At 34.7% G+C, this 15,951-nt stretch carries 19 protein-coding genes and 2 pseudogenes; 18 read left to right on the top strand and 3 right to left on the bottom strand.

Annotation, left to right across the window (positions count from 1 at the left end; genetic code table 11):
* Positions 1-116 precede the first annotated feature (116 nt).
* Positions 117-749: pseudogene (locus C7437_RS03440) on the bottom strand (TerD family protein); the annotation flags it as partial.
* A gap of 384 nt (positions 750-1,133) precedes the next feature.
* Between C7437_RS03440 and C7437_RS03435 the strand changes: the two are divergent.
* The gene (locus C7437_RS03435; RefSeq protein WP_245909202.1) at positions 1,134-1,526 is read left to right on the top strand and encodes a RusA family crossover junction endodeoxyribonuclease; all 393 of its coding nucleotides are present in this window, start codon (positions 1,134-1,136) and stop codon (positions 1,524-1,526) included.
* Positions 1,527-1,595: 69 nt separating this feature from the next.
* Here C7437_RS03435 and C7437_RS03430 read toward each other — a convergent pair whose 3' ends face one another.
* Both C7437_RS03430 and C7437_RS03425 read right to left on the bottom strand, forming a co-directional pair.
* Positions 1,596-1,736: a YjcZ family sporulation protein gene (locus tag C7437_RS03430; protein WP_111438228.1), complete on the bottom strand. Its 141-nt coding sequence runs from the start codon at positions 1,734-1,736 to the stop codon at positions 1,596-1,598.
* 221 nt (positions 1,737-1,957) lie between these two features.
* Entirely contained in the window at positions 1,958-2,611 is a 654-nt protein-coding gene (locus C7437_RS03425) for a cupin domain-containing protein (protein ID WP_111438227.1), read from the bottom strand.
* A 376-nt stretch (positions 2,612-2,987) separates the two neighbouring features.
* Here C7437_RS03425 and C7437_RS03420 point away from each other — a divergent pair.
* From C7437_RS03420 to C7437_RS03340, 17 genes and pseudogenes are all read left to right on the top strand, one after another.
* A pseudogene (locus C7437_RS03420) lies at positions 2,988-3,191 on the top strand (phage terminase small subunit-related protein); the annotation flags it as partial.
* A gap of 190 nt (positions 3,192-3,381) precedes the next feature.
* Positions 3,382-3,633: a YolD-like family protein gene (locus C7437_RS03415; protein ID WP_111438225.1), complete on the top strand. Its 252-nt coding sequence runs from the start codon at positions 3,382-3,384 to the stop codon at positions 3,631-3,633.
* A 201-nt stretch (positions 3,634-3,834) separates the two neighbouring features.
* Positions 3,835-4,272, top strand: a complete 438-nt coding sequence (locus C7437_RS03410; RefSeq protein ID WP_111438224.1) for a BrxA/BrxB family bacilliredoxin — start codon at positions 3,835-3,837, stop codon at positions 4,270-4,272.
* Complete coding sequence (locus C7437_RS03405; protein WP_111438223.1) at positions 4,269-5,045, top strand: class I SAM-dependent methyltransferase; 777 nt, start codon at positions 4,269-4,271, stop codon at positions 5,043-5,045. The genes C7437_RS03410 and C7437_RS03405 overlap by 4 nt, the downstream gene beginning before the upstream one ends.
* A gap of 354 nt (positions 5,046-5,399) precedes the next feature.
* On the top strand, positions 5,400-5,993 hold the full coding sequence (locus C7437_RS03400) for a YpjP family protein (RefSeq protein ID WP_111438222.1): 594 nt from the start codon (positions 5,400-5,402) through the stop codon (positions 5,991-5,993).
* Between the two features lie 87 nt (positions 5,994-6,080).
* Positions 6,081-7,025, top strand: coding sequence for a thymidylate synthase (locus C7437_RS03395; RefSeq protein WP_111438221.1), 945 nt, complete (start codon positions 6,081-6,083; stop codon positions 7,023-7,025).
* Between the two features lie 88 nt (positions 7,026-7,113).
* Entirely contained in the window at positions 7,114-7,605 is a 492-nt protein-coding gene (locus C7437_RS03390; protein ID WP_111438220.1) for a dihydrofolate reductase, read from the top strand.
* A 251-nt stretch (positions 7,606-7,856) separates the two neighbouring features.
* Positions 7,857-8,696 carry a DegV family protein gene (locus tag C7437_RS03385; protein ID WP_111438219.1) on the top strand — a complete coding sequence of 280 codons (840 nt, stop codon included), beginning with the start codon at positions 7,857-7,859 and terminating at the stop codon, positions 8,694-8,696.
* Between the two features lie 109 nt (positions 8,697-8,805).
* Positions 8,806-9,612: a GDSL-type esterase/lipase family protein gene (locus tag C7437_RS03380; RefSeq protein WP_245909200.1), complete on the top strand. Its 807-nt coding sequence runs from the start codon at positions 8,806-8,808 to the stop codon at positions 9,610-9,612.
* A 12-nt stretch (positions 9,613-9,624) separates the two neighbouring features.
* A complete protein-coding gene (locus tag C7437_RS03375) occupies positions 9,625-10,197 on the top strand; it encodes a YpmS family protein (RefSeq protein WP_111438218.1) in 573 nt (190 codons plus the stop codon).
* Positions 10,198-10,209: 12 nt separating this feature from the next.
* Complete coding sequence (gene msrA, locus C7437_RS03370; RefSeq protein WP_245909199.1) at positions 10,210-10,734, top strand: peptide-methionine (S)-S-oxide reductase MsrA; 525 nt, start codon at positions 10,210-10,212, stop codon at positions 10,732-10,734.
* Positions 10,731-11,141 carry a peptide-methionine (R)-S-oxide reductase MsrB gene (gene msrB, locus C7437_RS03365; protein ID WP_111438216.1) on the top strand — a complete coding sequence of 137 codons (411 nt, stop codon included), beginning with the start codon at positions 10,731-10,733 and terminating at the stop codon, positions 11,139-11,141. The genes msrA and msrB overlap by 4 nt, the downstream gene beginning before the upstream one ends.
* 88 nt (positions 11,142-11,229) lie before the next feature.
* Positions 11,230-11,451 (top strand): YozE family protein, encoded by a 222-nt coding sequence (locus tag C7437_RS03360; protein ID WP_111438215.1) that lies wholly within the window; start codon positions 11,230-11,232, stop codon positions 11,449-11,451.
* A gap of 70 nt (positions 11,452-11,521) precedes the next feature.
* Positions 11,522-12,226, top strand: coding sequence for a purine-nucleoside phosphorylase (gene deoD, locus C7437_RS03355; protein ID WP_111438214.1), 705 nt, complete (start codon positions 11,522-11,524; stop codon positions 12,224-12,226).
* A gap of 95 nt (positions 12,227-12,321) precedes the next feature.
* The gene (locus tag C7437_RS03350) at positions 12,322-13,794 is read left to right on the top strand and encodes a lmo1851 family serine protease (RefSeq protein WP_425450548.1); all 1,473 of its coding nucleotides are present in this window, start codon (positions 12,322-12,324) and stop codon (positions 13,792-13,794) included.
* A gap of 117 nt (positions 13,795-13,911) precedes the next feature.
* Complete coding sequence (locus C7437_RS03345; protein WP_111438212.1) at positions 13,912-14,814, top strand: CobW family GTP-binding protein; 903 nt, start codon at positions 13,912-13,914, stop codon at positions 14,812-14,814.
* A gap of 215 nt (positions 14,815-15,029) precedes the next feature.
* A complete protein-coding gene (locus tag C7437_RS03340) occupies positions 15,030-15,923 on the top strand; it encodes a CAP domain-containing protein (RefSeq protein ID WP_425450547.1) in 894 nt (297 codons plus the stop codon).
* Positions 15,924-15,951: the final 28 nt, after the last annotated feature.

Genomic DNA, 15,951 nt, shown 5'->3' with positions numbered 1-15,951 from the left:
TTAAAAAAGTAGAGCATATCACTATGGCTATTGCTTTCTGTAATTTAACTAAATGAAGCAACTATCTCTAATTGTATCCTGCATCTAGATAGCCATAAAGAGGGCGGTTTAAATAATCATTTTTTACCAGCTGACCATTTCATTCCCCACTTATATGAATTATCCATATCTTGATGACCTCTAAAATACTCTATGAGTCGCTGAATTTTAAACGTTTCGTCATTTTCGTTTTCGATCATTGCAATTGCACACATATTTTGACCATTTTTATGTTCATTTAGCTTTACTTCAATATCAGAACCATCTTTATATTTTAACGTAACAACTCCGTCTGCTTCAGACCAATTCGAAACACCATTATAGATGAATGAATATACAAGAATTCGTTTAATTTCAGATAGACGATTTCCGTTAATTCGAAGATTTTCTCCTGTAGTAGAAGAGCCAGTGCGATCATCACCGTCTAATTGAATATACGGTGGGGAAGAAAGTGAACCAAACGCCTTTCCTAATGCTTGAACACATCCTTTTTGACCGTTTTTCAGCTCATATAAGCAACCTAAATCTAGATCAATGCTAGTACCCTTTGGTTTTTTCCCCAACAATGACGACATGAAACCAGTCGATTTTACAGAACTACTTTTTGGGTTCCATTGTAGATTTACCAATATCTCTCCTATTGAATTGCTGCTTTTTGTAAGATTAATAGCCTGTCCTTTTTTCGTCAATTCAATTTTGTTTAAGTTAACCATCAAATCATCCCCTTCTTAATAATAATTGGTATCTCTGTTTTCAGAATATACACCTTTCTAAATAAAAACCAGACGAACAAGTGTCCTAAATGTAAAAAGTAAATATGAAAAAAAGAGGCCTTGCAGAGCCAATAGTATTCCTATTAACTAAAGTTCCATAGATTTTTCGAATTCCTCTACTTCGGGTGTAAGAAATTCAATGTCAGATGCAGCTAAAACTAGCTATGCCATAGGAATAGTATCGTTAGGTTGAAAGTCATTTACACGAACTTGAAATTGAAAAAATTTTATTTCATTTACTCTAACGAAGAGGGTAATTGTATCTGCACCTTGAAATCCTGTTGCTGTATAAAATCAAATGCTTGTATAAGGATGTTTAAAGTGCCTTGTCAAGATCAGCGCTATTGGCTAAGACTATTTGCTAAGGTGCCGCATGCCAGGACAAAGAACTTATCTTTTTCATTGATGCAGAAGGGTATTCGATGGCTCGACCATGTGAATGCAGAGAAACATTCTGCATTAATTGAAAGTGAAGTTCGACTATTTTTAGATATTTATAGACCAATTCCTAAGTCTATAAGCAAAAATAAACGTGAAGATGTAATATCAGGTGTATTAAGACCAACAAAGAAACCAGACTTGGACAATCTAGTAAAAGGTATTAAAGACGGTCTCAGTAAAGTGATTTGGCACGATGATGCACAGATAGTGGAAATGAACGTTCGGAAATTCTATTCAGAGAATCCTAGAGCTGTAGTAAAAGTGGAATGGTGAAGACAGTTTAAAAAAGACAGGTAATTAAAACCCTATCTCTGATGTACTATAATTTTTAAAAACCGGAAGTCAGTAACCGTAACCGCCGCAGTTATCACCGTAGCCGTCTGAGTTGAAAATGGCCGCGCCAATAATAATCAAAAGAATAAACAGAACAATGATTAAAGCAAATCCTGATCCGTTTCCGTATTCACTAACTGTTTCGCTCATAATATACACCTCCTAATTAACTGGAGGCACAGACAAGGAGGAAGGAATTGCACCTCCAGTTATAAAAATAGCATATTCATATTTTTAAAAAGGATAGGGGCATACAACTTGGTAACAGTTAATTTGAAAAAGTTCGTATGTGAGATGGCACTGTAGAACCAAACTGTGACATAAAAAGATACATGAGAAGTTACCCATGTCATAGCGATGCTCTATCAAATTTAATAATTCTGGTGATGGTAATAGGGACGGTAATAGGGATTAAGTTCTTGCATTGTATACCCATGGCTGTCGTGATGATTTATGAAATTTGGATTATGTTGTGCATTGCTTTCAGTGGTTTTGTTGCAGCTCGCAGGTGGACCGATAAATGTGGAGGGAATTACTGGTGCGATGGCTTTTTTCCATTGAGTTTTATCCAAACAATAGGTGTGCGCCATAATACTCGCAGGTGTCAACTTCAAGATATCGGACCCAAGAATTACTTCAGGTGTCGGTGCATTAAAAATGGCAAGTAGATGTGTATGATCCTCTGTAGCCACTTCATAATGCCACCATCCTTGTGGGACGTTTGCTACTTGGCCGGGTGTAATTGGATAATGTTGCATTTGCTTGGTAAATGGATTCATTAATGAAACAGTTAATGCACCAGAAATGCAATAAACCAGTTCAGCGGCATTTTGGTGGTAATGGGGCTCGATAACATTGTTTGCACTAAGATAAATATCAAGTAAGGATACATTGTTTAGGGTGTTTAACTGCTGAATCCCTAAAACATTAATAAAGTTCTGACTATCTTTTTTGACAAAGGTACTTTTATTCACATCAAAAGTGAATTGTGTTGATGGTGAGGTGTAATCAATCGAGGAACCCATAGGTCAATCCTCCTTTCAATCATTGTCACGTGTTTTATAACACACTCTTAGCATGATATGTACGAATTCAATTTGTTGTGTAGTGCAGTACGACCATATAGTGAGGGAGTGAATTTATGTTTTGGATCACTGTAGCCATTATTCAATTGCCATTTACTCTAATTGGATTGTCAATTTATTTATGAAGCATTACAAAACAATTCGTAAATGAGTGATTGCATGTCAAAACTTTTCACGAAAGAAGAAATTTATACGCAAGAAAATTGAAGAATTGATGGGTACTAATCGTCCAACTTATATACGTGTTGGTGGATCTGTAAGAAATAAACGATGGGGGGACAAAAGATGAGTAAACAAGTAGAGTCATAGGGATAAAGCATTTGAGATATGGAAAGAACATAATAGAGAGGTTCAATTAAAAGATATAGCAGTACAGGTGGTGGATAAAAGTGATTCCCAAATACGCAAGTGGAAAAATATTTTAGCGATTGCTGCAGGTATTACAGATGGAACATACCCACTACGACTAGCTACGCGTGAAGAAGTTGCTGTTATGGTATATAGAGGTTCAAAGAAATAAGAAACATGAAAGCGACCTTCTCATGATTGAGAGGTTCGCTTTGTTATTTATCTAAAATAGAATAATTTTCTTGTAATAAAATAAAGCGTACGTTCGTATATGGATAAGGGGTAGGGAACTTATGTGCGTATAAATATTTTGAAAGCTATGCAGTATAACCAGATTGTTGAAGTAATTTGCATGAAAGAGAATAGAGACTAAAAAAATACATCGTCCAGGTTTAGATAAATGGAGCCTGAATGCGATACAAGAGAACATCGAAATAGCCATGAAACGAAATGTAGATGTCGAGAACAAAACTTGGGAAGATGGGCATTTTATTTTTCATAACGGAAAAATTACCTGGGTGGATTTGAGTAGAAGAACTATTGAAATGGAAGATGTGTTCAAGTCTTTTGTGTTGAAGCTAGATGGAATAGTAGATGTAACAGCTTTGGAATAAAGGAAACCACCAACCGTTAATTTGGAAGGTGGTTTTTCATGTCTAGCCAATTCGTTGTTAACCGTGTTTAACAACACCAATTTTGGTTTAACAAGAAAATCACAAAAAAGAGTGAAATTATACGAAAACAGTATAATGGCTAATGTAATAGAAATGTTGTTATAATAGGAATTGTGAAACTAAATGAAAGAGGGCGAAATCATGAACGCTTACGATGAATATATGCAAGGAATAGTTAAACCAATGAGAAGTGAGTTAACAAATGCAGGTTTTACTGAATTAACAACGCCTGAAGATGTGCAAGAACATATGGCAAGTGCAGAAGGAGTCTCACTAATCGTTATAAACTCAGTTTGTGGATGTGCAGCAGGACTTGCTAGACCAGCTGTAGTAACTGCTTTAAATGAAGTAGAAGTGAAACCTGAAAACCTAGTAACTGTTTTTGCAGGACAAGATCAAGAAGCTACTGCAGCAATGAGAGGATATTTTGCAGATGTACCACCAAGCTCTCCTTCAATTGCAATTTGGAAAGATGGACAATTAGCGTATTTTATTCCTCGTGAACAAATTGAAAGTAATTCAATGGAAGCGATAAAAGAACATTTATCTGGAGTTCTTACTCAAATTGTTTCTGCATGAAATCAATTGTAACAACTGGAGGACGGACAAATGACGTATTTGTTAAAAGAGCAAAAGAAATAGCGATTGAGCTTTCTTTACCTTATGTAAATCGTCAAAAAAAGTCTGTTCAAAAACTTCAAACTGAGTTTCAAGCAAATATAGTAGTTGTGAGTAAAGAGAGATTAGAGCTGTATAGTTATGGCTCTAATGCTCCTTTTTTCTTTCATCCCAATTCGGCTGCTTTTCGTATGAAGCGATTGCTAAATGGAGAACAGGATCTTTTTTTACAAGCTACAGGCTTACAAAACGGGGATCGATTTTTAGATACAACTGCTGGACTATGCTCGGATAGTATAATAGCTGCGTATGCGGTTGGGGAAAGTGGATTAGTACATGCATGTGAGAAAGACGATTTAGTTTCTTATATTGTACGTCAAGGACTTAATTCCTATGAAACCGATGCGACTGAATTGTTGAATAGTATGAGAAGAGTTAAACTAGTTCATCAAGATGCAATGGAATGTTTAAAAAATACAGAAACTGACTCATATGATGTTGTATATATGGATCCAATGTTTGAAGAAGTAATAGAAGAATCTACTAATTTTCAAGCGCTGAGAGAAGTGGGTGTGCATCAAGGGTTAACGGACGAGTGGGTAAAGGAAGCAAAACGAGTTGCGAAAAGAAGAGTTGTATTAAAAGCACATTTCCGCTCACCGTTATTCGAGCAATATCATTTTAAACAATTAACTAGATTAACTTCTAAGTTTCACTATGGAATATTGGAATAAGAAAAGCTACAGTGCCTATCTCTGCCCCGACAGGCAAGGCGCTATAGCTAGACATATTATGCAGAATTCTATATGCTTTCTTATCTTTAAATAAAAAAGCTGCCAATTGTGACAGCTTCTTTAACATTAATCTGTAAAGTTAAGTGTTGTTAAATATCCTAATAAAAATAAAAATCCGATTCCAATGATTAAACTTGTATCCATTATAAATTCTCCTCCCATATTAAAAAACGGCTGATTGTTTACATTGTTTATTGTACAATGAATAGATAGAAGATGAAACCTTTTGTTCAGAAAAACGTATATCATTATATAAACATAGACAAATTAATCGGAATTGAGGGGGGTTAAAAGATGAAAAAATGGATTCAAAAGTCTCTAATTATTACAGTTGCATTGTTAACATTCGGTATCATCCCACCTGATCATCTTATCTGGGAACATTTATTAGAAAATAAAAGTCCTCTAAAATCCATTCAATCTAATGAAAATACAATTGATTTTGAGCAGGTTACACTAAAGGATTCGACTAATTTAGTCGATGAACCGAATCTAATTGACTATATAGCGAATAATGCAAAAGAACAATCATACATAAAGTTTGGAAATAGAATTGGTCCGGTAATTCAAGATGAATTTGACGATGTTATATTTCCTAAAATTCAAGAAGTAATTGATACGACAATTTCGAAAGTTGATCCTGATAAAGCAAGGAATTTGGTAATTTCAGAACAGCCATCCGGAGAATACCATGAAAAGATTTTTCACATTTATAATAATGACTCTAAAAAAGATGTTATTCGATTTCATGTAAGAACAGACAAAAAACCATTGGATGGCTTTTTCTTTAATTTTCATTATCACCTGGAAGAAGATAATTATTCTAAACACTATGCTTTAGGCGAAATCTATTGGTCTAAAAATACGCCACCTAAATGGTTGTCATAAAATTTTCACGCCCTCAGATGTTTGTTGTTGAGGGCGTTTTTTGGTTATAATGAAATTTAGAATATAAAGTGTAAATGGGGAATTTTAATGGAACAGTATTTAACATTATGTAAACATATACAAGAAACTGGCGTTATGAAAGGTGACCGAACGGGAACTGGTACGAAAAGTGTGTTTGGTTATCAAATGCGATTCGATTTATCCAAAGGGTTTCCTTTATTGACAACGAAAAAAACTGCATTTCGTTTAGTAGTAAGTGAGTTATTATGGTTTTTAAAAGGTGATACGAATGTAAAAACATTAATCGAAAATAATAATCATATATGGGATGAATGGGCTTTTGAAAAATGGGTGAAGAGTGAAAGCTACCAGGGTCCAGATATGACTAATTTTGGAGTTCGAGCTGCTAAAGATTTAGCTTTTAAAGCTATTGTAGATGAACAGATGGAGATATTCTGCTCCAAGATTCTTGCGGATGAACAGTTTGCTTCTGACTTTGGCGATCTTGGCCCAGTTTACGGTAGACAGTGGAGATCATGGCCAGCTAAAGATGGAGCTACTATTGACCAACTACAAAATCTGATCGAGCAGATTAAAGTGAATCCTAATTCTAGAAGACATATTATTACCGCGTGGAATCCTGCTGAAGTCGATGAAATGGCTTTGCCGCCATGTCATACGTTTATGCAATTTTATGTTGCGGAAGGCAAACTTTCTTGCCAATTGTATCAACGCAGTGCGGATGTATTTTTAGGTGTTCCTTTTAATATTGCTTCATATGCATTACTTACGCATTTAATAGCGAAAGAGTGTCATTTAGAAGTCGGGGAATTTGTACATACGCTTGGTGATGCGCATCTCTATGTTAACCATATGGACCAAGTAGAAACGCAACTAAAACGTACACCGAGAGAATTACCTACATTAATTTTATCGGCTGAAAAAGAATCTATTTTTGACTATGAACTGGAAGATATAGCAATCGAAGGATATGATCCACACCCTAGAATAAAGGCACCAATTGCTGTTTAACTTTATTCACGTACATACTTTTATGCGACTAGCTAGCGCGGAATCAAATACGCCTTGCGTGTATTTGATTTCAAGAGGAGGACTATAAATGATTTCATTAATCGTTGCACATGACCCTAACCGTGTAATTGGACAAGACAATAAAATGCCATGGCATATTCCCGGAGACCTTGCTTATTTTAAAGAAAAAACGATGAACAAAGCAATGGTTATGGGAAGAAAAACGTTTGAATCTATCGGTAGGATATTACCAGGAAGAAAAAACATTATTGTTTCACGCAATCCTGACTACAAAGTAGAGGGAGCAGATGTCGTTACGAGTATGGAAGAGGCGCTGCAACTTGCAGGTGCTTTTCATGAAGAAATAATGGTTATTGGAGGAGAACAAATTTTTAGAGCTGTTTTACCAATAGCTGACCGATTGTACATTACGTTAATTCAAAACGACTTTAAAGGGGATACATTTTTCCCCCCATATAGCCTGAATGAATGGAACCTAGTGGAAAAAACAGATGATATGCAAACTCGGGATGGTACAACATATGCTTATTTGATATATGAAAGAAACGTTAGTGAATAAGTTGTTTTGTTTTGAATTAATTTGAATCACTTTATACGAATAATAGAAAAATAATGATAAAATTCGTTCAGGAAAGTTCAGCTACCTATTTTGCCTACATATAGTATAGAAAGTATTCAAGAACCATTCCCCAATGAACTGCATGATCAATTTCAAAATAAGTGGGAAGAAATGCAAACTACGTACTTTTAGTTTACAGAGCGCTATACTTCTTCTTATAATAGATGTATAGAGGAAGGAAGGGATAATACATGCCTAACATTCACATTGTGACAGATTCGACAGCAGATTTTACAAAAGAATTGATTAAAAAATATAACATACACGTTGTACCATTAACGATTCAGATTGACGGAGAACAGTATATCGATGGTGTAAATATTCAGCCACCTGAATTTTTAGAGAAAATGGCAGTTTCAAAAGAATTGCCAAAATCATCTCAACCAGCTGTGGGTGTTTTTAAAGAGTTATATGATCAGTTAGGTCAAAATGGAGATCAAGTAATTTCCATTCATATGACTGGTGGAATGAGTGGAACATTAAAATCTGCACAAGCTGCAGCTGAAATAACAGATTCTGATGTGACAGTTATTGATTCAATGTTTATTACTTTCGCTTTATCGTTCCAAGTAGAAGCAGCGGCAATCATGGCTGCGAATGGGGAATCAAAAGAAGCGATTTTAAAGAAAATTGAAGAGATTCGTATCAATTCAAATCTCTTTGTTGTTCTTGATACGTTAGATAACATGGTTAAGGGTGGACGCATTGGAAAAGGAAAAGCAATGATTGGTTCTTTGCTTTCAATTAAACCAATTGCTAGTTTAGAAGGTGGAGTTTACAATCCTGTTGCAAAAGTAAGAAGTTATAAACAAGTCGTGAGTTATTTGTTCGATCGGTATATAGAAGATACAAAAGGGAAAGTTGTAAAAGCAGTTGGCATTTCTCATGCAAATGCTCTAAATATGGCAAATCCATTAATAAAGTTAATTGAGCAAACAGGTTTTAAAGACATCAAAGTATCCATTACATCACCTGTTATAAGTACACATACAGGCCCTGGTGCGATTGGATTTATGTATATGACTGAATAATAACTAAAGCTCCTGTCTGTGCTTCTAAACGCTAAGACAGGTACTTACGTCTAGAAGTAACAACAAAGCAGGGATGATTCCCTGCTTTTCTTTTATAAAGGGGTTTAGAATGAAAAATATTATAATGTTTATTTGTATTGTCTTGTTGAGTGGATGCGCTTCTCAAGAAATGATTCCTGTCTCTTTTACGGAAAAAGAAGAATTAACATTTGAGAAGTATGTCATACCATATTCTTTTTTCCCGCGGACGATAGAGTTAGTAGGACTTGGTGATTCACTTACGCAAGGGGTGGGGGATGAACTAAAAAGAGAAGGCTACATTGGAAGATTTGAGAAAGAAGTATTACAATTCAATGGAATAGAAGATGTCGTTCTTACCAATACTGCAAAAAGAGGTAGAAGAAGTGATCAGCTTCTAAAAATTCTAAAAAGTGGGGATATGGATCATCAATTACGAAATGCAGATATCATCACATTAACAATAGGTGGAAATGATATGATGAAGATTGTAAAAAAGAATTTATTTAATCTTAAAGTGGAATCCTTTGAAAAGGAATTGATTTCATTTGAAAAAAATTACAAGAACATTATAAAGGGAATTCAAGAGATTAATAGTGATGCAATTATTGTATTGATAGGTATATATAATCCTTTTTCGATTGTAACAGACGGAAAAAATGAATTCGATACTATTGTTTTAGATTGGAATAATACAATAGAAAAGATTGCAGATGAGAATAAGCAAGCTTGCTTTATTGGGGTAGATCAATTATTTGATTCAAATGAAAATTTAGTGTACCATACAGACTTTTTTCACCCCAATAGTAAAGGATATCAATTGATTACAGGGTCCATTATGAACTCCTTACAAGATTGTGGTTTAATAGATCAACAAAAGAGGGAATTGCTGTTTTAGGGAGTTGATGAAATGAATAAATGGAAGATTGCTTTTTTTCTACTAGTAATAGCAATTTTAGGAAGTATAGGTATGTTATTTTATTGGATCTCATCACCTACTGATCAGCTTGAAGAAGAAATAGGGACAAAAACTCCTGCAGGAAATATATTAACTTTAAATTCAACCAAGGACGATTTTGAAGGGATTGCCAATACTTTTATGGAAAAAGCAATGGAAGGTAAACCTTTACCGCTTCAACTAACGTTAGAAGATCAAGTTGTATTGTCATCAGAGCTTACAATCTTTTCATTGAATTTGCCTGTAAAGATGTATTTTGAGCCATTTGTTGAGGATAATGGGAATATTCGTTTAGAGCAATCTTCTTTGGAAGTAGGTGATTTACAACTTCCTCCCGAAACCGTGTTAAAGTTATTAAGAGATTCAATCGAATTACCTAAATGGATGATTGTAAAACCTAAGGATAAAGAAGTACTTATACAATTAGCGAGTATTCCAATGGCTTCTGGAGTTCACGTGCGAGCAAAAGAGTTGAATTTAGTGGAAGATATCATTACGCTAGAGATTGTTATTCCAAATGAATAGGGGGAGAGAATGATGGAAAAAGCAACATTTGCTGGTGGTTGTTTTTGGTGCATGGTAAAGCCTTTCGATACCTATGAGGGAATTGAAAAGGTAATATCGGGTTATACAGGTGGGCATGTTCCTAATCCTACGTATGAGCAGGTTTGTACTGAAACGACTGGTCATTATGAGGCAATACAGATTACTTTCAACTCTGAACTTTTTTCTTATCAACAATTATTAGATATTTTTTGGCTTAATATTGATCCAACAGATGACTTTGGACAATTTTTTGATCGCGGTACTTCCTATCAAACAGCAATATTTTACCATACAGAAGAACAACGTGAACAAGCAGAAAAGTCTAAAGAGATCTTAGATGCTTCTGGTAAATTTAATAAAAAAATAGCGACAAAAATTCTACCTGCATCTGTGTTTTATGAAGCAGAAGATTATCATCAAGATTATTACAAGAAAAATCCAGCACATTATAATAGATACTTTGAAGGTTCTGGAAGAGCCGCATTTGTAGAAAAGTCGAAGGAGGTTTCAAAATGAAAGAAAAACTAACGGAAATGCAATATTTTGTTACGCAACAGAATGGAACAGAGCCACCATTTCAAGGGGAATATGACAAACATTATGAAGAAGGAATTTATGTTGACGTCGTATCTGGTAAAGCCTTATTCCATTCGAAAGATAAATATGATGCTGGGTGCGGGTGGCCAAGCTTTACTAGACCAATAGAAGATCAAGAAGTAGTGGAGAACGTTGATACAACCCATGGTATGAGACGTGTAGAAGTAAGAAGCAAAACAGCGAATTCTCATCTAGGTCATGTTTTTCCAGATGGACCAAAAGAAGAAACAGGACTACGCTATTGTATTAACTCAGCTTCTATGCGTTTTGTTCCAAAAGAAAAAATGGTTGAAGAAGGCTACGAAGAGTACATGAAGCTTTTTTAATGATCAATTGTAAAAGGCTCGGAGAAATAAATCTCCGTGCCTTTTATTATTAAAGGATTTGGGTTAAAAGAATTAATCGAGGTGAAGTATGAAGCAATCGTTTTATTTATATGCATTAAAATACCGTGGAGGACAAATGAAGGATAACAAATCCCAATTTGCTGATACAATGTTCCATCTACATGATTTCCCTAAATATGACTCTACTTTCGATTCATTATCCAACTATATTGAAGAACTAGCTCACCCAGAAATGCCTGCAGTTGTTTTTGATGAGCTCTGGGACTTATATATAGAGGAAAATAGCTAGCGATTTCATTGCATTTAATAATAAAAAAATGTATCATTAATCCGATAAGTATTAGAAAAGAGGTAATGAAATGAGTATTCACATTAGCGCAAAAAAAGGTGAAATTGCAGATACAATTTTACTTCCTGGAGATCCACTACGAGCAAAATATATTGCAGAAAACTTCTTGGAAGATGTTGTCCAATATAATGAAGTTCGTAATATGTTTGGATATACAGGAACTTATAAAGGGAAAAGAATTTCTGTCCAAGGTACAGGTATGGGAGTTCCATCCATCTCCATTTATATTCACGAATTAATGAACGACTACGACGTACAAAAACTAATCCGTGTTGGAACTTGTGGAGCAATCCAAAAAGATGTAAAAGTTCGTGACGTAATTTTAGCTCAAAGTGCATCAACAGATTCTACATTAAATAAAGTGCTTTTAGATGATATTAGCTTTGCGCCAACAGCTGACTTTGATTTACTTTATAAAGCCTATAATGCAGGTAAAGAAGCAGGGCTTAACTTAAAAGTTGGTAACGTATTTACAGCTGATTTATTCTATAATGACAATGCTCAAAATGAAAAATGGGCATCTTATGGTGTACTAGCTGTTGAAATGGAATCTGCCGCACTTTATACACTTGCAGCTAAATTTGGACGTCAAGCACTTTCTGTTTTAACAGTAAGTGATCATATCATTACTGGAGAAGCAACAACTTCTGAAGAAAGACAAACTTCATTCAACGATATGATTATTGTAGCTTTAGAAGCCGCAATTCAAGACTAACAAAGGTATAATGAAATAGACTGTCATCAAAATGGCAGTCTATTTTAGAATATTGATTTAATCTTCTGAGTTTTTTTATGAAAAGGGTGGAAAATTTGGACGAAAACCAAACGAATGAAAAAGTAGAATCAACCGAAGTAAAACCTGCATCACGCTACATTAAATTAAAACCATTCGCATTTTTAATTATTATTTTTACCTTAGTGGTAGCTACAGCTGGAGTAACCATGTTTTCATTAACATTTGGCGAAGAAAAAGCAGTAGAAGTTGTAAAACCTGAAAGAACAGAGTTTTCTAAGTTATATTTAGCATATGATAAATTAGAAAAAGAATATTATGCAGAAATTGATGAGGACGCTATTATTAATGGTGCTATTAACGGAATGATTGAAGCGCTTGGTGATCCTTATTCAGATTATATGAATCAAGATGAAGCTTTTCAATTTAATGAAAGTATTTCATCAAGTTTCCAAGGTATCGGTGCTGAAATTCAAGAACGAGATGGAGTAATTACTGTCATATCTCCTATAAAAAATTCTCCAGCAGAAAAAGCAGGGATATTATCAAATGATAAAATTCTTGCAGTAGATGGAGAAGATATTCAAGGATTTAGTGCTTCAGAAGCGGTCCTTTTAATTCGTGGTGAAAAAGGTACTGAAGTTATTCTAACGATTAAACGCGGGGACAGTAAAAACCTAGATATCAAGATTGTTCGAGATGAAATTCCTATTGAAACTGTTTATGCTGAAATGTTAGAAGATAATATTGCGCATATAAACATTTCAAGTTTTTCAACAAATACGTATGATGAGTTACTCGCTGCAATTAAAGAAATGGAAGAACTTGGAATGAAAGGCCTGGTATTGGATGTTCGTCAAAATCCAGGTGGCTTGTTAGAATCCGCGATCGACATTTCAAATCTATTTGTTGAAGATGGAAAGCCACTTCTACAGATTGAAGTTGATGGAGCAAAAGATGTAACTACAGCTTCGCCTGGTACACGTGTGAAAGTACCAGTTTCATTAATAATTGATGAAGGTAGTGCATCAGCATCGGAAATTTTAGCTGGAGCACTTAGTGAATCAGCGAATGTCCCACTTGTTGGATTAAAATCGTTTGGTAAAGGTACTGTTCAAACAGTAAATGATTTACCAGATGGTTCGAACATTAAAATTACAACTGCAAAATGGTTAACACCAGAAGGTAATTGGATACATGACAAAGGGATTGTTCCAGATTATAAAGTTGATTATCCAGCATATGCATCACTTGCTCCATTAGATCCGACAATAGTATTGTCAGAAAATCAAGTATCGGATGTAGTAAAAAATGCTGAGGAAATGCTTGCCGCTGTTGGTTATGAAGTAGGAGAAATTGATGGCAAATTCGATGCTGCTATGACAACTGCAGTTGAAAAATTCCAAACGGATAATAAATTAGCTGTAACTGGTGAACTAACAGGGGAAACTACTTATTCCCTAATGACTAAACTTACTGAAAAAGTGTTAAAAGATGATCCACAATTACAAAAAGCGAAAGAAGTCGTAAAAGAACTTCTTGCAAAATAGAAAAGCGCAAGCTCCTATCTTTGCTCTAATTAAGACAAGGAGCTCGAGCTAAAAATAAGTAATGAAAAGCTGGCCTAGACGGTCAGCTTTTTCAACATTAAAAGGAGTTAATAGTGTATGAAGGATGTTTATTTATTAAGTGGTTTTTTAGGAAGTGGGAAAACGTCGTTACTATCACATTTAATTGAACAATTTAAAGCGGCAGGATTAAAGCCAGCAGTTATTATGAACGAGCTTGGAAAACTCAATTTTGATAGCAGGTCCGTGGATGGTGATGTTCCATTAAAAGAAATGTTAGAAGGTTGTATTTGTTGTACAGGCTCTGAAAAAATGGAAGCTCAACTTCAGATGCTATTAGAAGGGGAGAATTTCGATGTTTTATTAATAGAAACAACGGGGGCTGCTCACCCAGTAGAAGCGCTAGATGCTGTTTTTTCTCCTTTATTTGCGGATAGATTAAATATGAAGGGAATTATCACAGTTGCTGACTGTAAACGTTGGTTAGACCGTGACAAATTAACTCCCCAAACGAAGATGTTATTTTTAGAACAAATACGTCATGCACATTTAATTGTTGCAAATAAAATAGATTTGTTAACAGAAGTAGAAGCTTCCGATGTAACAATGCAAATTCAAGCATTAAATTCAACTGCTCCAATTATTCAAACAACTAATAGTAAAATACCTTTAAATTTAATAACAAAATTAGAGGCTACATTTCATGAAAAAGAAATTAACCAAACCGCCATTGGCAAACAATTAACTTTATCTTCCCGATTACATACATTCAAAGAAGCGGTTAAACAAGAAGAATTTGAAGAGTGGGTAAGAAATCTTCCAGATACGATTTATCGAATGAAAGGGTATGTACCATTAGTAGGGCACAAAAATCCTTATTTATTTCAATATGCATATGGAATGGTTCAATGGCTTCCGGAATACATGAAAATGTCACCGCAAATCGTAATTATAGGAGATCAAGTGAATCAAATTGACATAATAGGCAGCTCCCATGATTAGACCTGTATAGCTTTTAAAAAGACTTATACAAAACTGTCAACAGAAAATGGTATGTAAAATTTAAGTTATGTGGTGAAGATATCCAATTATTTCAGTTAGGATTCTCTTAAACTATAAGAAATTCTCCTAAATGGTTCAACTGGTATATTTTATAATAATTTTCTCGCTGATTTTGTGGTTACAATGGGTGTACACAAAAGAAGGAGGAATTGAAATTGAATAAAAAATATTCTATTATGGCTGGCATACTTGCCACTAGCTTACTATTTTCTACAAACACAGCGGATGCATCGATGACAACTGGAGATTCAAACATCACTTCCCAAGTTAAAACATCGACCACATATAAATGGGTTTCTCTAAATAATCTAACAGAAAAGTATAATTGGAGATTTGAAACTAATCTTACAGGTTTAGAAGAAGCGAAAAAATTAGCTGAGAAGATTATTGCAGAGAAGAAGAGTCAAGTAGTAAATACACCAACTAAACAAGAACCAGAAGTTAAAGCACCTGTTATACCAGAAAAAGCACCAGTCGTTGAAACACCTGTTATACCAGAAAAAGCACCAGTCGTAGAAACGCCTGCACCAACAAAAACGCCTGTTGAAGAAAAAGAAGTCCCGGTAGTACCAGTTAAAGAAGTACCAGAAGTTGTAGCACCAGCTCCAGTTGAAACAGAGAAAGCACCTGTAGTAAATGAGCAAGTTACAGAAGAAAAAGAAGAAGTACAAGTATCGTCTGAAATGCAAGCAGTTGTGAACTTAACTAATAATGAACGTGCAAAAGCAGGTCTTAAAGCATTACAAATTGATACAAAGTTAACACAGTCAGCTCAAGCAAAATCTCAAGATATGAAAGACAAAAACTATTTTTCTCATACGAGTCCAACATATGGATCACCTTTTGATCAAATGAAATCATTTGGAGTTTCATACAAGTCAGCTGCAGAAAATATTGCAATGGGACAACGTACTGCTGCAGAAGTAGTAGATGGATGGATGAATTCAGCAGGCCATAAAGCAAATATTATGAATGCGTCTTATACACATATCGGAGTAGGATTATCTGATAGTGGATATTACTGGACTCAACAATTTATAAGTAAATAATTATCAAAAAAACCAATCTAGTTTTAAA

Source organism: Psychrobacillus insolitus (assembly GCF_003254155.1).
In the GTDB taxonomy this organism is placed as follows: Bacteria; Bacillota; Bacilli; order Bacillales_A; family Planococcaceae; genus Psychrobacillus; species Psychrobacillus insolitus.
Note: the sequence above shows the minus strand (reverse complement) of the source record. Positions and strands in the feature narration are given on the sequence as shown.